At 72.7% G+C, this 24743-nt stretch carries 24 protein-coding genes and 2 pseudogenes; 14 read left to right on the forward strand and 12 right to left on the reverse strand.

Going from position 1 to position 24743, the window contains the following annotated elements:
* The first annotated feature begins 99 nt into the window (after nt 1–99).
* The 7 genes and pseudogenes from ACWCXC_RS05195 to ACWCXC_RS05225 all read left to right on the forward strand — a co-directional run bounded on the left by ACWCXC_RS05195 (nt 100) and on the right by ACWCXC_RS05225 (nt 9439).
* On the forward strand, nt 100–2853 hold the full coding sequence (locus ACWCXC_RS05195) for a glycoside hydrolase family 48 protein (RefSeq protein ID WP_450680103.1): 2754 nt from the start codon (nt 100–102) through the stop codon (nt 2851–2853).
* Between the two features lie 62 nt (nt 2854–2915).
* Nucleotides 2916–3605 (forward strand): annotated as a pseudogene (locus tag ACWCXC_RS05200) (GH12 family glycosyl hydrolase domain-containing protein); the annotation flags it as partial.
* A 30-nt stretch (nt 3606–3635) separates the two neighbouring features.
* Nucleotides 3636–4394 (forward strand): annotated as a pseudogene (locus ACWCXC_RS05205) (cellulose binding domain-containing protein); the annotation flags it as partial.
* 277 nt (nt 4395–4671) lie between these two features.
* Entirely contained in the window at nt 4672–6795 is a 2124-nt protein-coding gene (locus tag ACWCXC_RS05210) for a glycoside hydrolase family 6 protein (RefSeq protein WP_450886701.1), read from the forward strand.
* A gap of 261 nt (nt 6796–7056) precedes the next feature.
* Nucleotides 7057–7497 (forward strand): cyclic nucleotide-binding domain-containing protein, encoded by a 441-nt coding sequence (locus ACWCXC_RS05215; protein ID WP_450680082.1) that lies wholly within the window; start codon nt 7057–7059, stop codon nt 7495–7497.
* A gap of 102 nt (nt 7498–7599) precedes the next feature.
* A complete protein-coding gene (locus ACWCXC_RS05220; protein WP_450680081.1) occupies nt 7600–8313 on the forward strand; it encodes a lysophospholipid acyltransferase family protein in 714 nt (237 codons plus the stop codon).
* Nucleotides 8314–8377: 64 nt separating this feature from the next.
* Nucleotides 8378–9439 carry an NAD-dependent epimerase/dehydratase family protein gene (locus ACWCXC_RS05225; protein ID WP_450886704.1) on the forward strand — a complete coding sequence of 354 codons (1062 nt, stop codon included), beginning with the start codon at nt 8378–8380 and terminating at the stop codon, nt 9437–9439.
* 61 nt (nt 9440–9500) lie between these two features.
* Here the strand turns inward: ACWCXC_RS05225 and ACWCXC_RS05230 are convergent, their stop codons facing one another.
* The 8 genes from ACWCXC_RS05230 to ACWCXC_RS05265 form a co-directional block, all read right to left on the reverse strand.
* The gene (locus ACWCXC_RS05230) at nt 9501–11078 is read right to left on the reverse strand and encodes an alpha/beta hydrolase (RefSeq protein WP_450886706.1); all 1578 of its coding nucleotides are present in this window, start codon (nt 11076–11078) and stop codon (nt 9501–9503) included.
* A gap of 155 nt (nt 11079–11233) precedes the next feature.
* Nucleotides 11234–12007 (reverse strand): urease accessory protein UreD, encoded by a 774-nt coding sequence (locus ACWCXC_RS05235; protein ID WP_450680079.1) that lies wholly within the window; start codon nt 12005–12007, stop codon nt 11234–11236.
* Complete coding sequence (gene ureG, locus ACWCXC_RS05240; protein ID WP_450680078.1) at nt 12004–12681, reverse strand: urease accessory protein UreG; 678 nt, start codon at nt 12679–12681, stop codon at nt 12004–12006. Before ureG ends, ACWCXC_RS05235 begins: the two co-directional genes overlap by 4 nt.
* Before the next feature lie 38 nt (nt 12682–12719).
* Nucleotides 12720–13382 carry an urease accessory protein UreF gene (locus ACWCXC_RS05245; protein WP_450680077.1) on the reverse strand — a complete coding sequence of 221 codons (663 nt, stop codon included), beginning with the start codon at nt 13380–13382 and terminating at the stop codon, nt 12720–12722.
* 13 nt (nt 13383–13395) lie between these two features.
* Nucleotides 13396–15117 (reverse strand): urease subunit alpha, encoded by a 1722-nt coding sequence (locus ACWCXC_RS05250; RefSeq protein WP_450886709.1) that lies wholly within the window; start codon nt 15115–15117, stop codon nt 13396–13398.
* A complete protein-coding gene (locus tag ACWCXC_RS05255; RefSeq protein WP_450886711.1) occupies nt 15110–15421 on the reverse strand; it encodes an urease subunit beta in 312 nt (103 codons plus the stop codon). Before ACWCXC_RS05255 ends, ACWCXC_RS05250 begins: the two co-directional genes overlap by 8 nt.
* A gap of 13 nt (nt 15422–15434) precedes the next feature.
* Nucleotides 15435–15737, reverse strand: coding sequence for an urease subunit gamma (locus ACWCXC_RS05260; protein ID WP_383637355.1), 303 nt, complete (start codon nt 15735–15737; stop codon nt 15435–15437).
* A 137-nt stretch (nt 15738–15874) separates the two neighbouring features.
* Complete coding sequence (locus ACWCXC_RS05265; protein WP_450680074.1) at nt 15875–16507, reverse strand: TetR/AcrR family transcriptional regulator; 633 nt, start codon at nt 16505–16507, stop codon at nt 15875–15877.
* 109 nt (nt 16508–16616) lie between these two features.
* Between ACWCXC_RS05265 and ACWCXC_RS05270 the strand changes: the two genes are divergently transcribed.
* On the forward strand, nt 16617–17609 hold the full coding sequence (locus ACWCXC_RS05270) for an ABC transporter permease (protein WP_450886713.1): 993 nt from the start codon (nt 16617–16619) through the stop codon (nt 17607–17609).
* Nucleotides 17610–17692: 83 nt separating this feature from the next.
* Here the strand turns inward: ACWCXC_RS05270 and ACWCXC_RS05275 are convergent, their stop codons facing one another.
* Nucleotides 17693–17977, reverse strand: coding sequence for a type II toxin-antitoxin system Phd/YefM family antitoxin (locus ACWCXC_RS05275; protein ID WP_450680072.1), 285 nt, complete (start codon nt 17975–17977; stop codon nt 17693–17695).
* A gap of 96 nt (nt 17978–18073) precedes the next feature.
* Here ACWCXC_RS05275 and ACWCXC_RS05280 point away from each other — a divergent pair, with 96 nt between their 5' ends.
* The 3 genes from ACWCXC_RS05280 to ACWCXC_RS05290 all read left to right on the forward strand — a co-directional run bounded on the left by ACWCXC_RS05280 (nt 18074) and on the right by ACWCXC_RS05290 (nt 20005).
* Nucleotides 18074–18709, forward strand: a complete 636-nt coding sequence (locus ACWCXC_RS05280) for an ATP-dependent Clp protease proteolytic subunit (protein ID WP_450680071.1) — start codon at nt 18074–18076, stop codon at nt 18707–18709.
* A gap of 7 nt (nt 18710–18716) precedes the next feature.
* Complete coding sequence (locus ACWCXC_RS05285) at nt 18717–19025, forward strand: hypothetical protein (protein WP_450680070.1); 309 nt, start codon at nt 18717–18719, stop codon at nt 19023–19025.
* A 506-nt stretch (nt 19026–19531) separates the two neighbouring features.
* Complete coding sequence (locus ACWCXC_RS05290; RefSeq protein WP_450680069.1) at nt 19532–20005, forward strand: C40 family peptidase; 474 nt, start codon at nt 19532–19534, stop codon at nt 20003–20005.
* Between the two features lie 33 nt (nt 20006–20038).
* Here the strand turns inward: ACWCXC_RS05290 and ACWCXC_RS05295 are convergent, their stop codons facing one another.
* Nucleotides 20039–20680, reverse strand: a complete 642-nt coding sequence (locus ACWCXC_RS05295; protein WP_450886716.1) for a LysE family translocator — start codon at nt 20678–20680, stop codon at nt 20039–20041.
* A gap of 73 nt (nt 20681–20753) precedes the next feature.
* Between ACWCXC_RS05295 and ACWCXC_RS05300 the strand changes: the two genes are divergently transcribed.
* Nucleotides 20754–21674 (forward strand): LysR family transcriptional regulator, encoded by a 921-nt coding sequence (locus ACWCXC_RS05300; protein WP_450680067.1) that lies wholly within the window; start codon nt 20754–20756, stop codon nt 21672–21674.
* A 25-nt stretch (nt 21675–21699) separates the two neighbouring features.
* On the opposite strand, the gene ACWCXC_RS05305 is transcribed toward ACWCXC_RS05300, so the two are convergent.
* Nucleotides 21700–22134, reverse strand: coding sequence for an ATP-binding protein (locus tag ACWCXC_RS05305; RefSeq protein WP_450680066.1), 435 nt, complete (start codon nt 22132–22134; stop codon nt 21700–21702).
* A gap of 208 nt (nt 22135–22342) precedes the next feature.
* Between ACWCXC_RS05305 and ACWCXC_RS05310 the strand changes: the two genes are divergently transcribed.
* Complete coding sequence (locus ACWCXC_RS05310; RefSeq protein WP_450680065.1) at nt 22343–23203, forward strand: helix-turn-helix domain-containing protein; 861 nt, start codon at nt 22343–22345, stop codon at nt 23201–23203.
* A gap of 24 nt (nt 23204–23227) precedes the next feature.
* On the forward strand, nt 23228–23443 hold the full coding sequence (locus ACWCXC_RS05315) for a DUF397 domain-containing protein (RefSeq protein ID WP_450680064.1): 216 nt from the start codon (nt 23228–23230) through the stop codon (nt 23441–23443).
* Nucleotides 23444–23474: 31 nt separating this feature from the next.
* Here ACWCXC_RS05315 and ACWCXC_RS05320 read toward each other — a convergent pair whose 3' ends face one another.
* The gene (locus tag ACWCXC_RS05320; protein WP_450680063.1) at nt 23475–24617 is read right to left on the reverse strand and encodes an 8-amino-7-oxononanoate synthase; all 1143 of its coding nucleotides are present in this window, start codon (nt 24615–24617) and stop codon (nt 23475–23477) included.
* Nucleotides 24618–24743 lie beyond the last annotated feature (126 nt).

Below are 24743 nucleotides of genomic sequence, written 5' to 3' on the forward strand. Positions count from 1 at the left end.
GTCCCCCTTCACATCCCCCACCCTCCCCCACCGACACCCGCCACTGGAGGATTTGTGTCGATATCACGGAGAACGTTCAGCAGTGCGCTGGGCGGCAGTCTGCTCGCCATGGGCATGGTCCAGGGCACCGCCGTCGCCGAGCCCGCCTCCAAGCCGACGGCCGGCACCGGCGCCCGCGCGGCCGCCGCGGACGACCCGTACACCCAGGCGTTCCTCACCCAGTACGCCAAGATCAAGGCGCCCGCCAACGGCTACTTCAGCCCGGACGGACTGCCCTACCACTCGGTCGAGACCCTGATGGTGGAGGCGCCCGACCACGGCCACCAGACCACCTCGGAGGCGGTCAGCTTCTGGATGTGGCTGGAGGCGGCGTACGGCAGGGTGACCGGTGACTGGGCCCCGTTCAACGCGGCCTGGGCGGTCGCCGAGAAGACGATCATCCCCCAGCACGTGGACCAGGCGTCCGCCGGCTCCTACAACCCCTCCTCGCCGGCCACCTACGCGCCGGAGCACCCGCTGCCCAGCGGCTACCCCTCCGCGCTGGACAGCACGGTCGCGGTCGGCTCCGACCCGCTCGCCACCGAACTCGCCGCGTCCTACGGGACGATGGACGTGTACGGGATGCACTGGCTGATGGACCTGGACAACGTGTACGGGTACGGCAACAAGCCGGGCACCGGGGACGAGGCCGGTCCGGGCGCGGGTGCCTCCTACATCAACACCTACCAGCGCGGTTCGCAGGAGTCGGTGTGGGAGACGGTCCCGCAGCCCACCACCGACCTCTTCAAGTACGGCGGCACCAACGGCTATCTGGACCTGTTCGTCGGGGACAAGAGCTACGCCAAGCAGTGGAAGTACACCAACGCGCCGGACGCCGACGCCCGCGCGGTGCAGGCTGCCTACTGGGCGTACCGCTGGGCCACGGCCCAGGGCAAGGCCGGCGACGTCGCGGCCTCGGTGGCGAAGGCCGCCAAGATGGGCGACTACCTGCGCTACGCGATGTTCGACAAGTACTTCAAGCGGATCGGCGACTGCACCGACCCGGCGTCCTGCCCGGCGGCCTCGGGCCGCGACTCCCAGCACTACCTGCTGTCCTGGTACTACGCCTGGGGCGGGGCCGCGGGCGGCAGCGGCGGCTGGGCCTGGCGCATCGGTGACGGCGCCTCGCACCAGGGCTACCAGAACCCGCTGGCCGCGTGGGCGCTGTCCAACGTGCCCTCGCTGACCCCCAAGTCCGCCACGGCCCGGGGCGACTGGTCCAAGAGCCTGACCCGGCAGCTGGAGTTCCTGACCTGGCTCCAGTCGAGCGAGGGCGCCTTCGCGGGCGGCTGCACCAACAGCTGGGAGGGCAGCTACTCCAAGCCTCCGGCCGGCACCCCCACCTTCTACGGGATGGCCTACGACTGGCAGCCGGTCTACCACGACCCACCGAGCAACAACTGGTTCGGCTTCCAGGCCTGGGGCATGGAGCGGCTCGCGGCCTATTACCACGAGACCGGCAACGCCAGTGCCGAGGCCATCCTGTCCAAGTGGGTCGCCTGGGCCTCGTCCGAGACGACGGTGGGTTCCGACGGCAGCTTCCGCTTCCCGTCGACCCTCAACTGGACGGGCCAGCCCGACACCTGGAACCCGGCCAGCCCCGGGAAGAACGCCGGACTGCACGTCTCGGTGGTGGACTACGCCAACGACGTCGGCGTGGGCGCGGCGTACGTAAAGACGCTGACGTACTACGCCGCGAAGTCGGGGGACGAGGACGCCGCCGCGCTGGCGAAGGCGCTGCTGGACGCGATGGCGCTCAACGCCACCGACAAGGGCATCTCGGTGCCGGAGACCCGCAAGGACTACAACCGGTTCGAGGACGAGGTCTACATCCCGGCCGGCTGGTCCGGGAAGATGCCCAACGGCGACCCGATCGCGCCCGGTTCGACCTTCCTCTCCATCCGCAGCTGGTACAAGGACGACCCGGACTGGCCGAAGGTGCAGGCGTACCTCGACGGCGGCGCCGCCCCCACGTTCACGTACCACCGCTTCTGGGCGCAGGCGGCGCTCGCGCTGGCCTTCGCGATCTACGCGGAGCTGCTGGTCGAGGGCGGCGGGGAGCCGGGCGGGGACACCGAACCGCCGACGGCGCCGACCGGACTCACGGTGACCGGGACGACGAGCGCCGGCGTGTCGCTGTCCTGGTCGGCGTCGACCGACAACGTCGCGGTGACCGGCTACGACGTCTACCGCAACGGGGTGCTGGCCGGGAACGCCACCGGACGCACCTTCACCGACTCCGGGCTCGCCGCGTCGACCGAGTACAGCTACGCGGTGGCCGCGCGGGACGCGGCCGGCAACACCTCCGCGCTGTCGGCCGCGGTCACGGCGACCACGAAGTCCGGTTCGACCGGCACCGGCGCGGTGAAGGTCCAGTACAAGAACACGGACTCCTCGGCGACGGACAACCAGATCCGGCTCGGGCTCCAGCTCCTGAACACGGGCACGGCCCCGATCGACCTGTCGACGGTGAAGCTGCGCTACTGGTTCAGCTCGGACGGCGGCGCGAGCACCTTCGGGACCTACTGCGACTACGCGGTGCTCGGTTCGTCCACCATCACCCACAGGGTGGTCGCCGCGTCGGGCGGGAAGGCGGGCGCGGACCGCTATCTGGAGGTCGGCTTCACCGGAGGGGCGGGCACGCTGGCCGCCGGAGCCTCCACGGGTGAGATCCAGCTGCGGCTCAACAAGAGCGACTGGTCGAACTTCAACGAGGCCGACGACTACAGCCGGGCCACCAACACTTCCTACGCGGACACCTCCAAGGTCGGTGCCTATGTCGCCGGGTCCCTGGCCTGGGGCGTCGAGCCGTGACCGACCGAAGACTGCCGGCCCTGGCCGGGGCGGCCGCCGCCCTGGTCCTGGCCGCCGCGTCGATGCTCACCGGGGCCCCGGCCGCCTCCGCGGCCCCGGTCACCGACTGCACCGCCTGGGGCACCACCGAGCTCCAGGGCGGGGAGTACCTCTACCAGCAGAACGAGTGGAACTCCGACGCCCGGCAGTGCGTGAGCGTCGACCCGCAGACGGGCGCCTGGTCGGTCACCGAATCGTCGTTCTCGCTGCCGACGAACGGCGCGCCCGCCACGTACCCGTCCAGCTACAAGGGCTGCCACTGGGGGCTGTGCACGACGGACAGCGGACTGCCGCTCCGCGTCGACCGGCTCGGCAGTGTGCGGACCGACTGGTCGACCACCCAGGTGGCGTCCGGCGCGTACAACGTCTCGATGGACATCTGGTTCAACTCGGCACCGGTCACCGACGACCAGCCGGACGGCACCGAGGTCATGATCTGGATGAACCACCGGGGCGGTGTCCAGCCGATCGGTTCGCGCACCGCGACGGTGCAGCTCGACGGCCGGAACTGGGACGTGTGGACCGGTCCGGGCGCCTCCGGGTGGAAGGTGATCTCGTACGTCCTCCAGGGCGGCGCCACCGAGCTGAACGACTTCGACGTCAAGGACCTGATCGACGACGGCGTCGGCCGGGGGCAGATCGACCCGGCGCACTATCTGATCGACGCCGAGGCCGGCTTCGAGATCTGGCAGGGCGGCCAGGGGCTCGGGATGAACCGGTTCGCCTTCGAGGCGAGCACCGAGTCCGGCGGAGGCGGCGAGGACACCACCGCACCGTCGGTGCCGGCGGGCGTGGCCGTGACCGGCACGACCGGCAGCTCCGTCTCGCTGTCCTGGACGGCGTCCACGGACGACACCGGGGTCACCGGTTACGACGTGTACCGCGACGGGGTGAGGGCCGGCTCCTCGGCCACCACCTCGTTCACCGACTCCGGCCTGAGCGCCTCGACCGCGTACCGCTACACGGTCAGGGCGCGGGACGCGGCCGGGAACGCCTCGGCGGACTCGGCGGCGGTCACCGCGACCACCGCGGCCGGCGGCGGCGGACCGGCCGGGACGCTCAAGGCGCAGTACAAGAACAACGACGCCTCCCCCGGGGACAACCAGATCAGGCCGGGCCTCCAGCTGGTGAACACCGGCACCACGGCCGTGGACCTGAGCAAGGTCACCCTGCGCTACTGGTTCTCGGGCGAGTCCGGCTCGGCCTCGTACGGCACCGCGTGCGACTACGCGGTCGTCGGCTGCGCGACCGTCACCCACCGGGTGGTGGCCGCCGGTTCGGCCGCACCGGGCGCCGACCACTACCTGGAGGTCGGGTTCACCAGGGGCACGCTGGCCCCCGGGGCCTCCACCGGAGAGCTGCAACTCCGGTTCAACAAGGCGGACTGGTCGCCCTTCGACGAGACGAACGACTACAGCCGGGGCACGAACACGGCCTTCGCCGACGCCGCGAGGACCGGGGTGTACGTCAACGGCACCCTGGCCTCCGGTACGGCTCCCTGACCGGCTGCCGCACGGCAGTCCGGCCGACGAACTCCCGGTGGCGGGTCTTTCACTCACCCCGCTGTGCCCGCCATCGGGGATCCACCGCCGTCCTCACGGCCGCACCACGGACCGCCGTCCCCGCCGACGGCGGCCCGGGGGGCGTCCCGCCGGCCGGGCCGCGACCACGGCCCGGACCGGCAGGACGCCCCCGAGGGGGCCCCCGCCCCCTGGCTACACCCCCACGACCCGTCTGCGGCGATCTTCCGCAGGCGTACGAGAGGAGCACGGACCCGCAATGAGTACGAGAGACACGATCACGCACGGCCTGCGACGGAGGCTCGCCGCAGTCTCCGCCCTGGCCCTGGGCGCGGCGATGGCCGTGGCCCTGCCCGCCACCAGCGCTTCGGCGGCCGCACGGGTCGACAACCCCTACGTGGGCGCCAAGGCGTACGTGAACCCGGACTGGTCCGCTCTCGCGGCGGCCGAGCCGGGCGGCGCGGCCATCGCGAACACCCCCGCCTTCGTCTGGATGGACCGCATCGCGGCCATCGAGGGCACGGAGGGCAAGAGGAGCCTGCGCGACCACCTGGACACCGCCCTCGCCCAGGGTGCGAACCTGTTCCAGGTCGTCATCTACGACCTGCCGGGGCGCGACTGCGCCGCGCTGGCGTCGCACGGTGAGCTCGGCCCCACGGAGCTCGACCGCTACAAGAACGAATACATCGACCCGATCTCCGAGATCCTGGCCGACCCTGCCTACGCGAACCTGCGCATCGTCACCATCATCGAGCCCGACTCGCTGCCCAACCTCGTCACCAACGCGGGCGGCACGGCCGGTTCGACCGAGGACTGCGCCACGATGAAGGCGAACGGCAACTACGAGAAGGGTGTCGGCTACGCCCTGCACACCCTGGGTGCCATTCCCAACGTCTACAACTACATCGACGCCGCCCACCACGGCTGGCTGGGCTGGGACAGCAACATGGCCCCGGCCGGCCTGGAGTTCAAGAAGGCCGCCACCTCCGAGGGCGCCACGGTGAACGACGTCGCCGGGTTCATCGTGAACACGGCCAACTACTCGGCTCTCAAGGAGCCGAACATCAAGATCACCGACTCGGTGAACGGCACCACGGTGCGCCAGTCCAAGTGGATCGACTGGAACTACTACGTCGACGAGCTGACGTTCGCCCAGGCGCTGCGCACCCAGCTGGTGGGCCAGGGCTTCAACTCCGACATCGGCATGCTGATCGACACCGCCCGCAACGGCTGGGGCGGCGCCGACCGGCCCACCTCCGCGGGTCCGCTGACGAGCGTGGACACCTACGTCAACGGCGGTCGCGTCGACCGGCGCATCCACGCCGGCAACTGGTGCAACCAGACCGGCGCCGGCATCGGTGAGCGGCCCACCGCCGCCCCCGAGCCCGGGATCGACGCCTACGTGTGGGCCAAGCCCCCGGGGGAGTCGGACGGCAACAGCGAGCCCGAGGAGAACGACGAGGGCAAGGGCTTCGACCGGATGTGCGACCCCACGTACACCGGTAACGGCCGCAACGGCAACAGCATGTCCGGCGCGCTGCCGAACGCCCCGGTCGCCGGCCACTGGTTCTCCGCGCAGTTCCAGGAGCTGGTGAAGAACGCCTACCCGCCGATCAACGGCGGCGGCAACCCGGGTGGCGGTGACGACACCCAGGCGCCGACCGCGCCGACCGGGGTGACCGCGACCGCCAAGACCAGCAGCAGCGTCTCGCTCTCCTGGACGGCGTCGACCGACAACACCGGCGTCACCGGCTACGACGTGTACCGCGGCGGGGTCAAGGTCGGCTCCTCCACCACCACCTCGTACACCGACTCGGGCCTGACCGCCTCGACCGCGTACAGCTACACGGTCAAGGCGCGGGACGCGGCCGGGAACGTCTCGGCGGCCTCCGCCGCCCTGTCCGTCACCACCTCCGCGGGCGGCGGCACCGGCACGGGCACGCTGAAGGTGCAGTACAAGAACACCGACTCCTCGGTGACCGACAACCAGATCCGGATGGGTCTCCAGCTGGTCAACACCGGCTCGTCCCCGGTGGACCTGTCCACGGTGAAGGTGCGCTACTGGTTCACCCCCGAGGCCGGTGCCTCCACCTTCGGCACCGCGTGCGACTACGCGGTGATCGGCTGCGGCAAGGTGACGCTCAACGTCACGTCCAACGGTTCCTCGGCCGGTGCCAGCCACTACCTGGAGGTCGGCTTCGGCAGCGGCACCCTGGCGGCCGGTGCCTCGACCGGTGAGATCCAGCTCCGCCTGAACAAGAGCGACTGGTCGAACTTCAACGAGGCCGACGACTACAGCCGGGCCACCAACACGGCCTACGCGGACGCGTCGAAGATCGGTCTGTACACCGCGGGCGCCCTCTCCTGGGGCACCGCTCCCTGATCCCGCGGTCCGGCCCCCGTCACCGTCCTGACGCGGTGAGGGGGCCGGCCCCGGGACCGTCGAACGGGACCGCCCCCCGCCGGAGCACCGGTGGGGGGCGGTCCCGTGTGCGCGGGGCCCGGTCCGCCCTGGACCGATGGGGTCCGTTTCGCGTACTTCGCATCTCAGGGGGAACAAGACCTCTACGAGGACAGCGCGCCCCCAGGAGCGCTGGCGCGCTGGGCCGCCTTCCGAACCGCCGCTCCTCGGAGGAGTGCTCCGATGACCACCACACTCACGGCCCTTCCGGCCACGCACCGCGACCATCTGCTGAGCCTCGCCGCGGACGTCCGGTTCCCCGCGGCCCGGCGCCTCTTCGAGGAGGGCGCGGTCGCCGACCGCTTCTGGATCCTCAGGACGGGTTCGGTGACGCTGGACGCCCGGCTGCCGCACCGCCGCAACGCCGAGATCGCGACGCTGCAGCCGGGTGACCTCGTCGGCCTCTCCTGGCTCTTCCCGCCGTACGCGTGGGAGCTGGGCGCCGAGACGCTGAGTCCGGTGCGCGCCCACGCCTTCGACGCGGCGCGGGTGCGCGACGCGTGCACGGCGGACCCCGCGTTCGGCTACGCGATCAGCCAGTGGGTGGGCGCGATTCTCGCCGGCCGGCTGCAGGCGACCAGGAGCCGGCTGCTGGAACTGTACGAATCGGCGGTACACGCCTGACCGGCCGCCGGTCCGTGCACCTACACTGAACGCCCTGAAAACCGGCGGTGACGAGCACGAACGCGCTCCGCGGGACGGTTCGCCACACGAGGGAGCAACCGGGTGTTCTACAACCTGTTCAAGTACGTCGTCATCGGACCGCTGCTGCGGCTGCTCTTCCGCCCCGTCATCGAGGGGGCCGAGCATCTTCCGGAGGAGGGCGCGGCGATCGTGGCGGGCAACCACTTGTCGTTCTCCGACCACTTCCTGATGCCGGCGATCCTCAAGCGGAGGATCACCTTCCTGGCGAAGGCGGAGTACTTCACCGGCCCCGGCGTGAAGGGCAGGCTCACCGCGGCGTTCTTCCACTCCATCGGCCAGATCCCGGTGGACCGCTCGGGCAAGGAGGCCGGTCAGGCCGCCATCGACGAGGGGCTCAAGGTGCTGGGCCGGGGTGAGCTGCTGGGCATCTATCCGGAGGGCACCCGCTCGCACGACGGCCGGCTCTACAAGGGCAAGGTGGGCGTCGCGGTGATGGCGATCAGGGCGGGGGTGCCGGTGGTGCCGTGCGCCATGGTCGGCACCTTCGAGATCCAGCCGCCCGGCAAGGTCCTCCCCCGGATCAAGCAGGTCACCATCCGCTTCGGCGAGCCCCTGGACTTCAGCCGCTACGCCGGTCTGGAGAACCAGAAGGCGGCGATCCGCGCCGTCACCGACGAGATCATGTACGCGATCCTGAAGCTGTCCGGCCAGGAGTACGTCGACGACTACGCGGCCAAGGTGAAGGCGGCCGGGCAGCAGGGATCCGGAGGGAAGTTCCCCGGCCGCCGCAGCTGACAGCGGAATCGCGGACGGCGAAACGGGCTGGTCCGACCCGCCGGCCGCCGCCTAGCGTGCGTCCATGAGCCAGGGACAGGCATGGGTGCTGGGAGCGACGGGACAGGTCGGGCGGGCGGCGGTGCGCGCGCTCGTCGAGTACGGCTGGGAGGTGACGGCCGCCTCGCGCGGCGGTGGCCGTGACGCGCGCTGGGACGCGGGGGTGCGGACGGTCGCGCTGGACCGGGACGAGGAGGGCGCGCTCGCCTCGGCCCTCGGCGACGGCTGCGACGTGCTGGTGGACCTGGTCGCCTACGGCGGGGCGCACGCCCGCCAGCTGAAGGAGCTGGCGGACCGGATCGGGTCCGCCGTCGTCGTCTCCAGCGGCGCGGTGTACGTGGACGACCGGGGCAAGGGCTTCGACACCCAGGGCGAGCCGGACGGTGCGGCGCGCTACCCGGTCCCGATGCCGGAGACCCAGGACACGGTCGCTCCGGGTGAGCGCACGTACGCGACGCGGAAGATCCGCCTGGAGCGCGATCTGCTGGCGGCGGGCACCTCGCTGCCCGTGACGCTGCTGCGGGCGGGCGCCATCCACGGCCCGTACTGCCGCAGCCCGCGCGAGCTGTACTTCGTCAAGCGGGCGCTGGACGGCCGCACCCACCGGGTGCTGGCGTACGGCGGGACCTCGCGGTTCCATCCCGTGCACTCCGCCAATCTGGCGGAGCTGATCCGGCTGGCCGCGCTGAAGCCGGGTTCCCGGGTGCTCAACGCCGCCGACCCGCAGGCGCCGACGGTCGCCGAGATCGGGGAGGCGGTGGACCGGGTGCTGGGCCGGACCACCACGACCGTGCTGATGGAGGGGGCGGTCACCCCGGAGGGCGTGGGCGCGACGCCGTGGACCGCGCCGCACCCGATCGTCTACGACATGACGGCCGCCGAACACGAGCTGGGGTACCGCCCGGTGACGGGGTACGAGGAGTCGCTTCCGCGGACCGTCGCGTGGATCGTCGACCGGCTGGCGGGACGGTCGTGGGAGGATGCCTATCCGGCCATGGTCCGTGCCTACGGCGACGCCCTCTTCCGGTACGCGGCGGAGGATGCCTGGCTGGAGGCCCACGACCGGGGCGGGCACGCCACGGCCTGAGCGCGGGAACGGGAACGGGCGGCCGGTGAACCCACCGGCCGCCCGCCCGTTCGGTGCTCCGTTACGGCTTCGGCGTGGCGTGCGGGGTGCACGTCACGTCGCGCTGGTCGGTCCGCCCGGTGAGCAGGTAGGTGTCCACCCGCTCGTTGATGCAGGGGTTGACCAGGTTGGTGACGCCGTGCGAACCGGCGCCCTCCTCGGTGATGAGACGCGAGCCCCTGAAGCGCTTGTGCAGCTCCACGGCGCCCTCGTACGGGGTGGCGGCGTCCCGCGTGGACTGGACGATCAGCACGGGCGGCAGGCCCTTGCCGGTACGGACGTCCAGCGGGTTCTGCTGCTTGGCCGACCAGGTCGCGCAGGGCAGGTTCATCCAGGCGTTGGCCCAGGTCATGAACGGGTAGTCGCGGTGCAGCCGGGTGTTGTCCCGGTCCCAGGTCCGCCAGTTGGTGGGCCACTTGGCGTCCGCGCACTCGACCGCCGTGTACACGGCGTTGCTGTTCTCGGCGCGGATGTTGCCCGCGGTGTCCGAGAGGTCGGGTGCGGCGGCGTCGACGAGTGCCTGGGTGTCACCGGCCCGGTAGGCGCTCCAGGTCCGGGCGATGGACACCCAGGTGGAGTCGTAGTACGGGGCGCTCTGGAAGAAGCCGATGAGCTCGGCCGGGCCGAGGACCCCGCCGATCGGGCTCTTCTTGGCCGAGGCGCGCAGCTTCAGCCACTCCTGCTCGACCTTCTGGGCGGTGTCGCCGATGTGGAAGGTGGCGTCGTTGGCGGCGACCCACGCCTTCCAGTCGCCCCAGCGCTTCTCGAAGGCGATGTCCTGGTTGAGATTGGCCTGGTACCAGATGTTGTCCCGGGCCGGGTTGACGACGCTGTCCACGACCATGCGGCGGACGTGGGACGGGAAGAGCGTGCCGTACACCGCACCGAGGTAGGTGCCGTAGGAGACGCCCAGGTAGTTGAGCTTCTTCTCGCCCAGCGCGGCGCGGATGACGTCCAGGTCGCGCGCGGTGTTGGGGGTGGTCATGTGCGGCAGCATCGCGCCGCTGCGCTCGGCGCAGCCGTCCGCGTACGCGGCGGCGAGCTTGCGCTGGGCGCGCTTGTCGGCCTCGGAGTCGGGGACCGGGTCCGCCTTGGGCGCCTTGACGAACTCCTGCGGGTCGATGCAGGAGATCGGCGTGGAGTGGCCGACGCCCCGGGGGTCGAAGCCCACGAAGTCGTAGGCCTTCGCGGTCTTGGCCCAGAGGGCGCTGTTGTTGGCGACGCGCTTGGGGAAGGCCATTCCGGAGCCGCCGGGGCCGCCGGGGTTGTAGATCAGGGCGCCCTGGCGTTCGGCGGCGGTGCCGGTGGAGCGGTGGCGGTCGACGGCGAGCTTGATCTGCTTGCCGTCGGGCTTGGCGTAGTCGAGCGGGACCGTGACCCAGCCGCACTGGATCGGTGCGGCGATGGCCCAGTCGGCCGGGCAGTCCGTCCAGTCGATGCCCGTCCTGGCCGCGCGTGCCGCGGCCAGTTGGACGCCGCGGGCCTCGGCGTTGTTGCCCGGGTGCCCTTCGGCCGTGGCCGCGGGCGCGGCTATCGCGCCCGCTATGAGCGTACCGGCGATCAGAGCGCCGGCCGAGCCGAGCGCTGCGGTGCGTCTCACGTGGAACCTCCCCCCATCTCAAGCGCCTTCGGGTGCGGCGCGGTTCGGTTGGTGCCTCTCGCGGATCCTGTCCTCTGCGGGGCCGCCGGGAACAGATCACCGAGCGGCTTCTTTACCGAATCGATAACCGGACACCCGTGTCCCATCAGCGGTGTTCAGCCGCTCTCCGGCCCCGTCGTCTCCCGCGCGGCGCGGCCCAGCACGGCCCGCAGCTCCCGGGCGTCCGGGGCGAGTGCGGTCACGAGCACGGCGGGGCCGTTCAGCCGGGCGCGTACGGCGGTGCGCCCCAGCATCGCCGACTTCGGGCCCTTCTCCTCGACGTCCGGATCCACGACCAGGAGTTGACCGACGGCGCGGTGGCCGCCGAGTACGGCGGGGCCGTCCCAGCCGCCCGGCGCGCCGGGCCCGTACGCCGTCTCCTGGTCGAGCAGCGGACGTCCGTCGCGCAGGACGGTGAGCCTGCTGCGCAGGGTGCCGGTGGTCTCCCCGTGGCGCCCGAGGACGAGTTCCTCACGCAGCGTCAGCCGGGCGGTGGGGGCGAGATGGACGGTGGTGGTGAGGACGAGGTCGCTGCCGTGGGCCGAGACCAGCGGTTCGGGGAGCCAGTCGAGCCGGGCGTCCTCCTCCACGTGGAGGGTGACGGTGTAGTGCGCCGCTCCCCCGCCGGGGTCCGGTCCGGGCAGGGCGACGGTGGCCGCCGCCGCGTCCACGGTGAGCCGGGCGCCCCGCGCGGCCCGTGCCTCGACTGCGAGGCGGTCGCCGCCGAGCGGGGCGCTCATGGCGCCGACGACGGTGACCCGCGCGGTCCCGGGCAGGGCGGCCCGGGTGCGCCGGAGGGCGAGCGGGCCCTCGCCCCGCAGGACGGGCAGCGCGGTGCCGCCCCGCCCGTCGGGCACGGCGAGGACCCGGGCGGTGGCCCGGACGCTCACGCGGTCCAGGAGGCGACGCGCCCCCGTACCCAGTCCGCGACGGGTGCGACGCCCTCGGCGGAGGTGAGCGAGGTGAGGACGACGGGCAGGGCGCCGCGCTGCTGGGCGGCGTCGCGGGCCATCCGGTCCAGGTCGGAGCCGACGTACGGCGCCAGATCGGTCTTGTTGATGACGAGGAGGTCGGAGGTGGTCACTCCGGGACCGCCCTTGCGCGGGATGTCGTCGCCGCCCGCGACGTCGATGATGAAGATCTGGGCGTCCACCAGGCCCTTGGAGAAGGTGGCGGTGAGGTTGTCGCCGCCGGACTCCACCAGGATCAGATCGAGGGGGCCCACGTTCTCCTCCAGGTCCTCGACGGCTTCGAGGTTGGCGGAGATGTCGTCGCGGATGGCCGTGTGGGGGCAGGCGCCGGTCTCGACGGCCGCGATCCGCTCGGGCGGGAGCACCGCGTTGCGCAGCAGGAAGGCGGCGTCCTCGCGGGTGTAGATGTCGTTGGTGACGACGGCCAGCGAGAGCTGGTCGCGCAGTGTCCGGCAGAGGGCGGCCACGGTGGCCGTCTTGCCCGAGCCGACCGGTCCGCCGAGCCCGATGCGCAGCGCGCGCCGGGTGCCGTCGGGACGCGCGGCGTCGGCGCCGACGGCCGCCTCCCCGAAATGGGTGTGGTCGAGGTGCATGGTGCGGCTCCTGTGGTGTGAGGGGGCGGTGCCCGGGGTCACGAGGCGAACAGCCGGACCGGCCATTCGGCATGGTCCTCGGCGGTGATGTCGAGCAAGGGCGCGGAGGCGGCGGGCAGTTCCGCCAGGGGGCCGAGCGCGGCGGCGGCAGCGCGTGCGGCGACCCGGTCGACCTCGGGGGCGAGCCGGGCGAGGACGGCGGTGGCCTCGAACGGGTCGAGCGAGAGCAGCCGGACCACGGCGGTCGCCGGTCCGCCGATCGTCTCGTACGCGGCGCAGTGGGCGGCGTCCACCGGCGCGAGCCCGGCCGATCGGGCCGTCAGACCGAGGACCACCGGCTGGTGGGCGCCGCGCGGCCGGGCCTCGGCCAGGGCGTCCAGCGCGGCGCTCGGCCAGGTCGCGCGGGCGGCCCGCATGAGCTGCCGGCCGAGTCTGCGGGCGACCGCGCGCAGCGCGGGCGAGGGGGTGCGGGCGTCGGCCGCCTCGTCCAGGGCCAGGGGGTCCTGCCCCCCGGCGGCCGCCGCGGCGAGGGCGGCCGAGGTGAGGCCGGTGGTGTGCAGCCGGCCCCGGCAGAAGGCGGCGAGTCCTTCGGCGTCGCGGACGCGTCCGGCGGCGACGGCCGCCTCGGCGCCGCCGGAGTGGGCGTGCCCTCCGGCGGGGAAGCGGCCGTCCGCCAGGACGAGCAGGGCTGCGCGGCTCATCGTCGCCCCGCTCTCAGAAGAGGAAGTAGCGCTGGGCCATGGGCAGTTCGGCGGCCGGTTCCGGTTCGACCGGATCGCCGTCGATGGTGACGGCGAAGCTGTCCGGGTCGACCTCCACCCGGGGCAGCGCGTCGTTCTCCCGCATGTCGGCCTTGGTGACGCCCCGGGTGGAGGTGATCGGCACGAAGCGCTTGCCGAGGCCGAGGCGTCCGGGCAGTCCGTCCTCGATCGCGGCGGCCGAGACGAAGGTGAGGGAGTTGGCCGCCGGGGCCCGGCCGGTCGCGCCGAACATGGGGCGCGGCAGGACCGGTTGCGGGGTGGGGATGGAGGCGTTGGCGTCGCCCATCTGCGCGTACGCGATCTGGCCGCCCTTGATCACCGTCTGGGGCCGGACGCCGAAGAAGGCGGGCTCCCAGAGCACCAGGTCCGCGAGCTTGCCCGGCTCCACGGAGCCGATCTCCCGGTCGAGCCCCTGCGCCACCGCCGGGTTGATGGTGTATTTGGCGACATAGCGACGGACCCGGTGGTTGTCGGCGCGGCCGTCGCCGGGCAGCGCCCCCCGGCGGCGCTTCATCACATGGGCGGTCTGCCAGGTGCGCAGCACGACTTCCCCGATCCGTCCCATGGCCTGCGAGTCCGAGGAGATGATCGAGATCGCGCCGAGGTCGTGCAGGATGTCCTCGGCCGCGATCGTCGAGGGCCGGATCCGCGATTCGGCGAACGCCAGGTCCTCCGGCACGGCGGGGTTGAGATGGTGGCAGACCATCAGCATGTCGAGGTGTTCCTCGAGAGTGTTGACGGTGTGCGGCCGGGTCGGGTTGGTGGAGCTGGGCAGGACGTGGGGCTCCGAGACGACGCGGATGATGTCGGGCGCGTGCCCGCCGCCCGCGCCCTCGGTGTGGTACGCGTGGACGGTCCGGCCGGCGATCGCGGCGAGGGTGTCGGAGACGAATCCGGCCTCGTTGAGGGTGTCGGTGTGCAGGGCGAGCTGGGCCCCGGTCTCCTCGCAGACGCCGAGGCAGGCGTCGATCACGGCAGGGGTCGCACCCCAGTCCTCGTGGATCTTGAATCCGAGTGCTCCGGCGCGGAGTTGGGAGTGCATCGCCTCCCGGGACATCGTGTTGCCCTTGCCGAGCAGGCCGATGTTCACGGGGCAGCCGTCCAGCGCCTCGAACATCCGGGCCAGATGCCAGGGGCCGGGGGTGATGGTGGTGGCCCTGGTTCCCTCGGCGGGTCCGGTCCCGCCGCCTACGAGCGTGGTGATCCCACTGGCCAGCGCCTCGTCCACGAGGGTCGGGGAGATGAAGTGCACATGCGCGTCGATGGCCCCGGCGGTGAGCAGCTTGCCGTTGCCCGCGATGATCTCGGTCTCCGGTCCGATCACCAGGCCGGGGTGGACGCCGTCCATGGTGTCGGGGTTCCCGGCCTTGCCGAGGGCGGTGATCCGGCCGTCGCGTATCCCGATGTCGGCCTTGACCACGCCCCAGTGGTCGATCACGACGGCGCCGGTGACGACGGTGTCGGGGGCGCCCTCGGCCCGGGTGGTGCGCGCCTGTCCCATGGATTCGCGGATCACCTTGCCGCCGCCGAACACGGCCTCGTCCCCCGCGCGGCCGGGTCCGCCGCAGCGGTCCTCCTCGATCTCGACGAGCAGACCGGTGTCCGCCAGCCGGATGCGGTCGCCGGTGGTGGGGCCGAACAGATCGGCGTACACGGGGCGCGAAAGCTCAGCCATCGAGGGCTCCTCCGGTCTCGCCGCGCAGGCCGGGGACGACGCGGCGTCCGGCGAGGGGGACGAGTTCGATGTCGACGGGGATGCCGGGCTCGAAGCGGACGGCGGTGCCGGCGGCGATGTTCAGCCGCTGTCCGCGGGCGGCCGCCCGGTCGAAGTCGAGACCGGGGTTGGCCTCGGCGAAGTGGTAGTGCGAGCCGACCTGGACGGGCCGGTCGGCGGCGTTGAGAACGGTGAGACGGGTGACCGGCAGGCCCTCGTTGAGGGGCACGGCGCCGTCGGCGTAGAGGATCTCTCCCGGGATCATCGGCCGCGCCCCGTCAGACGATGGGGTCGTGGACGGTGACGAGCTTGGTGCCGTCGGGGAAGGTCGCCTCGACCTGCACGTCGTGGATCATCTCGGCGATGCCGTCCATGACGTCGTCGCGGGTGAGCACGGTGCGGCCGGACGCCATGAGTTCGGAGACCGTGCGTCCGTCGCGGGCGCCCTCCAGCAGGTGCGCCGTGATGAGGGCGACGGCCTCGGGGTGGTTGAGCCGCAGTCCGCGCGCCCGGCGCCGGTCCGCCACGTCGGCGGCCACGTGGATGAGCAGTCGTTCCTGTTCGTGCGGGGTCAGTCGCATGCGTCCACCTCACTGTCGTCCGCCCGTACCCGTCCCTGGGCACGGCGCGGCACCGGTCGCCCCCGGCGGGTCCGCCGGGGCCGCCGGGCGCCGCGCGGCGAGGTAGTGCACGGTAGAGCCGAAGTTTTTCCGGCGCGTTAACGGGCGTGGGGCAGGTCCACGGACATCAGGCCGCGCAGACCGTTCTCCAGGACCTCGGGGGTGGCCTCGCCGAACATGGCGAGCTGGGCGATGAACCCCTGGGCCGTGGCGATCAGCGTCCGGGCGATGTGCTCGTCGGGCACGTCGGTGTCGAGCATCCCGTTCGCCCGGTAGACGGCGACCAGGTCCGCCCACGACTCCCGCAGTCCGTCGAACCCCTCGCGGAGGGTGAGGGCCAGCCGCTCGCTGCGCAGCACCTCCGACCACACCTGCACGATCAGCCCGGCGAACGCCCGGCGCTCCAGCCCGGCGCGCTCCTCCTCCGCCCCCTCGCCGAACAGGGTGCGGACCACGCGGCCGATCAGCACATCGGGGGTGGGCGGCGGCGAGGCGTCGGCGGCCCGTTCGAAGGCGTCCCTCACCCCGCTCAGCGCCTGCCCGGCGATGGCGGCGATCAGGTCCTCCTTGCCGGTGAAGTACCGGTAGACGGCCCCCGCCGAGAGCCCGACCTCCTTCAGGACGTCCTGCATGGAGGTCCCGTGGAAGCCGTCCCGGGCGAAACAGCGTGCGGCGCCTTCGAGGATCTGCCTGCGGCGGGCGTCGAGGTGCGCCTGGGATACACGTGCCATGCCCTCAACCTAAAACGAACATTCATTCTTGACAACCGGGCGCCCCGACGGGACAGTGACCTCACCAAGTAAAACGAACAATCATTCTCTTTGAATCGAGGCACCCGTCATGACCGCCTCCCCCAACCGCCGCCTGGTGGCGGCCGTTCTCCTCGTCCCCGCGCTGGTGGCGCTCGCGCTCTGGGCGTTCACCTGGCCGGCCGCGCGGACGGCCCCGAGGGACCTCCCCCTCGGCATCGCCGGATCCGGCCCGGCCGCCGCGCGCTTGGAGGCGCGGCTCGCTCAGCACGACGGCGCCTTCGAGATCCACCGCTACGACTCCGCGGCCGAGGCGCGCGACGCCGTCGAGCACCGGGCCGTATACGGCGCGGTGGTCGCCACGGAGCGGGGCCCCGAGCTGCTGACCGCCTCGGCCGCGAGCCCCGTGGTCGCGCAGCTGCTGCGCGAGGCGGTGACGGCGTCCGCGCCCGAGGGCGCCCAAGTGCCCGTCACCGATGTGGTCGCCACCCCGGCGGCCGATCCGCGCGGCAGCGTGCTCGGCTCCGGCATCCTTCCGCTGGCGATCGCCGGCGTGGCCGCGGGGGCCGTGGTGACCGCGCTCGGCCTGCGCGGCGGACGGGCCGTCACCGCCCTACTGGGCGCCGCCGCGCTGGTGGGCGTCGTGGCCGCCGCCGTCACCGACAGCTGGCTCGGGGCGCTGACCGGGAACTGGTGGGCCGAGGCCGGGGCGCTGGGCCTGACCGTGCTCTCCATCGGGGCGGCGGTCGCGGGGCTCGCCGCGCTGATCGGCCCGGCGGGCATCGGCGTCGGGGCGCTGCTGATGGTGCTCCTGGGCAATCCGTTCTCGGGGGTGACCAGCGCTCCCGAACTGCTCCCCCGGCCGGTCGGCACGATCGGCCAGTGGCTGCCGCCGGGCGCGGGCGGTTCGCTGGTGCGCTCGGTCGCCTACTTCGACGGGCACGCCGCGTCCGGCGCGGTCCTGCCGCTGGTCCTGTGGTCGGTGTGCGGACTCGCCGGGGTGCTCATCGGCGGCCGGTCGCGCCGCCCGGACGCGCCCGCGCCGGAAGCGGCCACCGCGCGCCAGGCCGCGCTGACGGGCTGACGCCGCGTCCGCACTGCCCCTGGAGGCCGCGTCCCCGCCACAGGCGCGGGGGCGCGGCCTCTTCGGCGTACGGGCTCATGCGCTCACTCGCCGGGGTGCTCGTGCCCCCGGTGCTCCGCGGCGATCCCGAAGCGCCGCCGTTCGCCCGCAGCGGACGAGACGGAGCCGATCGAGGAGACCGAGCTGATCACCCGCTCCTGCTCCGCCGCCTCCTCGTTCTCCAGTCGCTCCAGGTCAGCGGCCGAGACCAGGGCCACGAGCGGCTTGCCGTGCCGGGTCACGACCACGCGCTCGCCGCCGTAGACGACTCGGTTGATCAGTTCGGCGAGCTCAGCTCGGGCTTGCGTCACCGGAATCTCGTAGGCCATGCTCCCATCATAACCTTCTGTACGTCCTGTACATTTTTTACGGAAGCGTGTGCGGGCCCTCACCGGCGCGCCCGCACACCGGAGGAGAGGCCCGCCATGCACCGCCCGACCGCCCGTCACGTCCTTCCCGAGTTCACCGAGCGGACCTCGCAGGGCACCCGCACCCTCGACCCGTACGCGAAGCTGCTGTCCGAACGGATCGTCTTCCTGGGCACCCCCGTCGACGACACCGCGGCCAACGACCTGGTCGCCCAGTTCATGTACCTGGAGCACGACGCGCCGGACCGGCCGATCTCGCTCTACATCAACTCCCCGGGCGGCTCGTTCGGGGCGATGACCGCGATCTACGACACGATGGCGTATCTGACCTGCGAGGTGGAGACCTACTGCCTGGGCCGCGCCGAGGCGGGTGCGGCGGTGCTGCTCGCGGCCGGGGCGCCCGGGCGGCGGTACGCGCTGCCGGGGGCCCGTGTGGTGGTGCGTCAGCCCGCGCTGCCCGAGCCCCTCCGGGGACAGCCCTCCGACCTGGAGATCGAGGCGCGCGAGCTGGCCCGGACGCGCGGACTGATGACGGATCTGCTGGCCCGTCACACGGGGCACGACGCCGCGCGGATCACCGAGGACACCGAGCGCGATCTCGTCCTCGACGCCCCGGCCGCGGTGGCGTACGGGATCGTCGACCACCTCGTCGAGAACCGCGGCCTGCCGGGGGCCCGGCGCACCGGGAGGTGAAGGGCCGATGCAGCCACCGGAGTTCGCGCCGCTGCCCGCCCTGACCCGCGCCGAGGGCGAGTTCCTGGACCGCTATCTGCAGGTCCTCGACCAGGTCGGCCGGATCAATCCGGCGCACGGCCACGACACCTACGGAGCCCTGCGCGCGGCCCAGGCACTCGCCTCCCACGCGGTCGCGCTGCGGGACGCCCTGACGCTCATGCACGAGCGCGGCGAGGCGCTGATCCACGCCGGCACACTCACCCGCGCTCTGCGCGTCCTGGACGGCGAGCGACGGGCCGCACGCGTCACCATGCCCCCGGCCCCACCGAGTTGACTGTGTTTCCGAGCGCGACACGCCCGACGGGGTGAGGGATTTTCCTCGCTCGTTCGGCGTAGGCGTTCCCTCGCGTGAGGGACCGGCCGATTTGCGCTTTCGTGACGATCCATGAGTGAGATCCGCCCTTTTGTCGCTGGTGCGCCCACGGTCGACGGTGGCCGGAGGGTGCCCGAATCACCCTCTGTCCACCTGAACGGGTCAGTGGTGATGAGCCTCACATATGACCGTTTCACCTCGGAATTCCGGCGCGAGGTGAGTCAAGATCCCTGGGACGACAAGCCCCCGCCACCGCGGCGGGGCGGTCCGGGCGGACGCCGAGTCCTGCCGCCGTCCGGATGACTGGTCGACAGGAGTGGATCGGCAGGAGTGGAGGACCCGAGCACAACGGGTCGGCCGGGAGCACCCGGTCGTCCCTCGGGGTGAAGCCGCAGGCGCGGCCGGGCAACTTCGCCAGCCCGAACCCGACAGGTCATCCTTCACAGGCGGCTGACGAAGGGTTGCGCATGACTGCGCAGGTTCATGTCCCGTCTCTGCTCGTCCGGGCCACCACGGCCTCGGCCCTCACGCTCGCCGCCGTCGGCGGCACCCTGATCGTTCCCGGCGCCGCGGGCGAGGCCCAGGCCGCCACCCACTCGATGAAGGCGCTGAACATCGCCGCGTCGAAGAAGGGGGCCCCGTACCGCTGGGGCGCCACCGGACCGAGCCGTTTCGACTGCTCCGGGCTGACGCTCTACTCGTTCAAGAAGGCCGGCAAGAAGCTCCCCCGCACGGCCCAGCAGCAGTACAACTCGACCCGGCGCGTCTCCTTCTCCCAGCGGCAACGCGGTGACCTGGTCTTCTTCCACGCGGGCCGCAGCGTCTACCACGTGGGCATCTACGCGGGCAGCGGAAGGATCTGGCATTCGCCCAAGACCGGCGCCGTGGTGCGGCTGGAGAAGATCTGGACGCGGAACGTCTCCTACGGACGGGTCCGCTGAGCCCGGCCCGGCGCGCGGGCCCGCCTCCCCGGCTCAGCGCAGCAACGGCCCGGTCACCAGGACCAGCCCGAGCGCGGTGAGGGCCGCGCCGCTGCCGCCCTCGATGGCACGGGCGGTGCGCGGCCGGCGCAGCCACCGCCCGAGGCGGTCCACCAGCAGCGCCACGGCCGGGAACCAGACGAGTGCCAGCAGCACGACGATCGCGGCGAGGAGCAGCGTCCTGGGCAGGGGCGCGGCCCCCTCCGGGACGAACTGCGGCAGCAGGCTCAGGAAGAGCACGGGCGCCTTGGGGTTGAGCGCGTTGGTGAGGAAACCCTGCCGCAGGGCCCGTCCCGCCCCCCGGACGGCGGATCCTTCCGGAACGGGCGCCGCCGCCGCGTCCCGCGCCGGGCGCCGCAGAACCGCGTACAGCGCACTCGCGCCCAGCCAGAGCACGTACGCGCCGCCGACGAGCTGGACGGTCCTGAAGAGGACCGGCACGGCCACCAGTACGGCGGCCAGGCCGGCGACGGCCAGGGCAGTGTGCACGAGCAGGCCCCCGGCGACCCCGAGCGCGGAGGCGACCCCGGCCGTCCGGGAGGCGAGCGCGTTGCGCACCACGACGGTGAAGTCGGCGCCGGGGAGCGCGACCATGGCGGCGGCCACGCCGATGAAAGCGGTCAGTTGTGCGTCCATGACCCCCACCCTGGCCCCCGGGAGCCTTTAGCGTGTACTAGCAATCTTCTGGGTCTGCCATAAGGGATGCTTCATGTACGACCCGACGCGGCTCGCGGCGCTCGTGGCGGTGGCCGAGGCCGGTTCGATCACGCGCGCCGCCGCCCGGCTGGGCTACACCCCGCCCGCGCTCTCCCAGCAGCTGGCCAAGCTGGAGCGGGAGGCCGGCGCCGTCCTGCTGGTGCGCCACCACCGGGGCGCCCGGCTGACGGCGGCGGGCGAGCTGCTGGCGGGGCGCGCCCGCCGGGTCCTGGACGAGATGGACCAGGCCCGTCACGAACTGGCACGGCTGGCCGGACTCTCCGGCGGACGGCTGCGCGTCGGGACCTTCACGACGGCGGGCATCCATCTGCTGCCGCCGGTCCTGAGCGCCTTCCGCCGGGCCCACCCGGACGTCGAGCTGGTGGTCACGGACTACGAACCGCCGGACGGGGTGGCGGCGGTGGCGGCGGGCGAGGTGGACCTGGCGCTGACCCATGCGTACGAACCGGCCGCGACGCCCGTGCCGCCCCCGTCGGGGGTGGTCACGGAACCGCTGCTGGTCGAGGAGCTGGTGCTGATCACGGCGGTCGGGCAGATCCTGGCCGAGGGCAGCGGGCGGCTCCCGGTGACGGAGCTGGCGGGCCGGCCGCTGATCAGCAGCGCGCCGGGGCATCCGCCGCGTCGCGGGGTGGAGCGCGCGCTCGCCGAGGCGGGGGCGCTGCCCGCGGTGGTCTGCGAGTCGCCGGGCTACGCCCTGGTCTGTGCCCTGGTCAGCGCGGGCATCGGCATGGCGGTCGTCCCGGAGATGGTCGCCGCGATGTCCCCGGCGCCGCTCTCCGTGCGCCGCCTCGATCCGGCGGCGTACCGCAGGACGATCTCGGTGGCGCACCGGGGCGAGCGGTCGAGCGCGGCCGCGGCGACGCTGCGGGCCCTGCTGCGCAGCGGCTTCGGGCGCGGGGCCGGCACGCCCTGACGGCCGGGAGGCTTCTCCGGCCCCGTCAGGGCCTGACGGCCGGCACCTCCCAGGGCAGCGCGACCCAGACGGTCTTGCCGCCCTCGGCGGTCGGGGTGACCGTCAGCCGGCCCCCGTACTCCTTGGCCAGCGCGCGGATGATCACCATGCCGCGGCCGTTGTCCTGGCGGACGGCGGCGGGAAGGCGCTGGGGCCACCGCGGGTGACTGTCCGTCACGCCGAGGAGCAGTTCCTCCTCGCGGTCCAGCCGGATGTCGACCGTGAAGGTGGGCGACCGGCCGAAGGTGTGCTGCACGGCGTTGGTGGTGAGTTCCGAGACGATCAGCCGGACCGTCTCGGCCGTGTCGGTGCCGTCCGGGAGCCCCCATTCGGCCAGCACCCGGGCCACATACCTCCGGGCGGCCGAGACCGAGACCGGCTCGCTCGGGAGGGTGACGCTTGCTTCCTGATGATCTGCCATGGCGAGCCCGCCCCTTTCCACCCGGCAGCGACCCCGCGATCGATGGACCGGGTTGTGCTTCGCGCCAGAGTGCCACTGATGCTGCCCTCTGTAACGGCGATCCACCAAGATATGCATATATCTGTCGCTCGAAGCGGTGAAATCTGCCCCGGACGCTCCGGACCCGCGCCACACTGTCCGCTCGGCAGCCAGTGGGAGGGAGAGCCCGATGCAGCACGGCCCCGCGGTGCGACGCCGCAAACTCGGGGAGGAGTTGCGGAGTCTGCGTCACGCGTCGGGACTGACCAGCCGGGACGCGGCGCGGCTGCTCGGCTGGCACCAGTCGAAGATCAGCCGCATCGAGACCGGCGTCAGCGGGGTCCGGCCCGCCGATGTGTCCCGGCTGCTGGACGCCTACGGCACGGACGACCCCAAACTGCGGGAGGTGCTGGAGGCGCTCGCCGGATCGGCGGGCGGCGGGGGCGCGGGGTGGTGGCACGCCTACCGGGGGCTGATCCCGCCGCAGTACCGCGACTTCATCAGCCTGGAGTCGCAGGCCCGCACGGCGCGCACGCTGGAGACCTCGGTGGTGCCGGGCCTGTTGCAGACGGCCGACTACGCCCGGGCGGTCACCCGCGCCTCCCTCGACGGCATACCGGCCGGCCACGTCGACTCGCTGGTGGAGGTGCGGCTGGCCCGGCAGGGGGTGCTGCGCAGCGATCCGCCGCTGCGGCTGAGCGCGGTGCTCGACGAGGCCGTGCTGCGCCGGGAGGTGGGCGGGCCCCGGGTGATGCGGGAGCAATTGCGCCATCTCGCGCGCGTCGCCCAACTCCCGCACGTACAGCTTCAATTGCTTCCGTTCGCGGTCGGGGGCTATGTGGGCATCACCGGGCCTTTCGTTATCTTCTCCTTTCCGAACAGTTCTGATCTAGATGTGGTCGTTCTTGACCATCTGACGAGTAGCCTCTATCTGGAGCGGAAAGAAGACCTTGAGGCGTACAGCTCGGCCTTCCGCACCCTGCAGGCGCACGCGCTGTCGCCGGAGCACTCGTTGGACCTGATCGCGTCCATCGACCGCGACGGTCGGTGACCCCCACAGCCCGAGAGGGACGACATGTCTGATTGCCCCGCACAGCACGCGTTACGGTGGCGCCGCAGCAGCCGCAGTACGGGAATGAACAACTGCGTGGAGACCGCTCCGTTCGGACCCCGGCGCCTGGCCGTCCGGGACTCCAAGGACGCCGACGGACCGCATCTGCGGTTCTCGGCGGAGGCATGGAACACCTTCGTCGCCGCGCTGCACGGGGGGCCGCGCACGAGGGACCGCTGACGCGGGCGCGGTGGCCCGCACCCCCGACCACTCAGCCGGCCGGAGCCGTGCGGCGCACGGTCTCCACCGCACGAGCGATCTGCTCCCGCGTCAGATCGGCACGCGCCGTGAGGCGCAGCCGGGAGATCCCGTCGGGCACGGACGGCGGCCGGAAGCAGCCGACCGCCACTCCTGCGGCACGGCAGTCGGCCGCCCACCGGACGGCCGAGTCCGCCGAGGGCGCGCGCACCGACACCACCGCCGCGTCCGGGCGGACCGCCGTCAGCCCGGCCGCCGTCAGCCCGTCGAACAGGGCGGCGGCGACCGCTCCGGCCCGCGCGGCACGTTCCGGTTCCCGGCGCAGCAGCCGCAGGGCGCCGAGGGCGGCTCCGGCGGCGGCGGGCGCGAGCCCGGTGTCGAAGATGAACGTCCGGGCCGTGTTGACCAGATGGTCGATGACCCGGGCCGGACCGAGCACCGCACCACCCTGGCTGCCCAGCGACTTGGACAGCGTGACGGTGGTCACGACGTCCCCGCCTCCGGCCAGACCGGCCGCGGCGGGGGCGCCCCGGCCGCCGTCGCCGAGCACCCCGAGCCCGTGGGCGTCGTCGACCATGAGGGCGGCGCCCTCCGCCCGGCAGACCCCGGCCAGTTCGGCCAGCGGCGCGGCGTCGCCGTCGACCGAGAACACCGAGTCGGTGACCACCAGCGCCCGCCCGCCGTGGGCCCGCAGCGTCTTGTGCACGGCCTCGGGATCGGCGTGCGGGACCACGGCCGTCTCGGCCCGGGCGAGCCGGCACCCGTCGACGATCGAGGCGTGGTTTCCCGCGTCCGACACGATCAGGGAGTCGCGCCCGGTCAGCGCGGTGAGCGCGGCGAGGTTGGCCGCGTAGCCCGAGGACAGCACCAGGGCGGCCTCGAAACCGCAGAAGGCGGCCAGTTCCTCCTCCAGTGCGGTGTGCAGTGTCGTGGAGCCGGTGACCAGGCGCGAGCCGGTGGCCCCGCCGCCCCAGCGCAGCGCCGCGTCGGCCGCCGCGCCCGTCACCTCGGGGTGGCGGGTCAGCCCGAGGTAGTCGTTGCTCGCCAGGTCCAGCAGATCCCCTTCGGCGGGGCGGGGCCGCAGCGTGCGGACGAGTCCGGCGTCCGCGCGGCGGCGCGCCTCCTCGTCGGTCCAGTCGAACGGGGCGGAGGACATGGGCGGGTCCCTTTTTGTAGGCAGCTCACAGACCCTAACCGGGGACGTGCCCGGCCATGGTGTGGCCATGCACACACCCGCATCGGGCTCTGTTGTCCGGTTCCTCCTTGGCTCGGGACGGTGCCG

The organism is Streptomyces sp. NPDC001515 (assembly GCF_053597115.1).

What these genes read in the sequence shown, in the direction of transcription:
- ACWCXC_RS05210 (WP_450886701.1), top strand. Translation starts at nt 4,672, where the DNA reads ATGAGTACGAGAGACACGATCACGCACGGCCTGCGACGGAGGCTCGCC.
- ACWCXC_RS05215 (WP_450680082.1), top strand. Translation starts at nt 7,057, where the DNA reads ATGACCACCACACTCACGGCCCTTCCGGCCACGCACCGCGACCATCTG.
- ACWCXC_RS05225 (WP_450886704.1), top strand. Translation starts at nt 8,378, where the DNA reads ATGAGCCAGGGACAGGCATGGGTGCTGGGAGCGACGGGACAGGTCGGG.
- ureG (WP_450680078.1), bottom strand. Translation starts at nt 12,681, where the DNA reads ATGCACCTCGACCACACCCATTTCGGGGAGGCGGCCGTCGGCGCCGAC.
- ACWCXC_RS05245 (WP_450680077.1), bottom strand. Translation starts at nt 13,382, where the DNA reads ATGAGCCGCGCAGCCCTGCTCGTCCTGGCGGACGGCCGCTTCCCCGCC.
- ACWCXC_RS05250 (WP_450886709.1), bottom strand. Translation starts at nt 15,117, where the DNA reads ATGGCTGAGCTTTCGCGCCCCGTGTACGCCGATCTGTTCGGCCCCACC.
- ACWCXC_RS05255 (WP_450886711.1), bottom strand. Translation starts at nt 15,421, where the DNA reads ATGATCCCGGGAGAGATCCTCTACGCCGACGGCGCCGTGCCCCTCAAC.
- ACWCXC_RS05260 (WP_383637355.1), bottom strand. Translation starts at nt 15,737, where the DNA reads ATGCGACTGACCCCGCACGAACAGGAACGACTGCTCATCCACGTGGCC.
- ACWCXC_RS05265 (WP_450680074.1), bottom strand. Translation starts at nt 16,507, where the DNA reads ATGGCACGTGTATCCCAGGCGCACCTCGACGCCCGCCGCAGGCAGATC.
- ACWCXC_RS05270 (WP_450886713.1), top strand. Translation starts at nt 16,617, where the DNA reads ATGACCGCCTCCCCCAACCGCCGCCTGGTGGCGGCCGTTCTCCTCGTC.
- ACWCXC_RS05275 (WP_450680072.1), bottom strand. Translation starts at nt 17,977, where the DNA reads ATGGCCTACGAGATTCCGGTGACGCAAGCCCGAGCTGAGCTCGCCGAA.
- ACWCXC_RS05280 (WP_450680071.1), top strand. Translation starts at nt 18,074, where the DNA reads ATGCACCGCCCGACCGCCCGTCACGTCCTTCCCGAGTTCACCGAGCGG.
- ACWCXC_RS05285 (WP_450680070.1), top strand. Translation starts at nt 18,717, where the DNA reads ATGCAGCCACCGGAGTTCGCGCCGCTGCCCGCCCTGACCCGCGCCGAG.
- ACWCXC_RS05290 (WP_450680069.1), top strand. Translation starts at nt 19,532, where the DNA reads ATGACTGCGCAGGTTCATGTCCCGTCTCTGCTCGTCCGGGCCACCACG.
- ACWCXC_RS05295 (WP_450886716.1), bottom strand. Translation starts at nt 20,680, where the DNA reads ATGGACGCACAACTGACCGCTTTCATCGGCGTGGCCGCCGCCATGGTC.
- ACWCXC_RS05300 (WP_450680067.1), top strand. Translation starts at nt 20,754, where the DNA reads ATGTACGACCCGACGCGGCTCGCGGCGCTCGTGGCGGTGGCCGAGGCC.
- ACWCXC_RS05305 (WP_450680066.1), bottom strand. Translation starts at nt 22,134, where the DNA reads ATGGCAGATCATCAGGAAGCAAGCGTCACCCTCCCGAGCGAGCCGGTC.
- ACWCXC_RS05310 (WP_450680065.1), top strand. Translation starts at nt 22,343, where the DNA reads ATGCAGCACGGCCCCGCGGTGCGACGCCGCAAACTCGGGGAGGAGTTG.
- ACWCXC_RS05315 (WP_450680064.1), top strand. Translation starts at nt 23,228, where the DNA reads ATGTCTGATTGCCCCGCACAGCACGCGTTACGGTGGCGCCGCAGCAGC.
- ACWCXC_RS05320 (WP_450680063.1), bottom strand. Translation starts at nt 24,617, where the DNA reads ATGTCCTCCGCCCCGTTCGACTGGACCGACGAGGAGGCGCGCCGCCGC.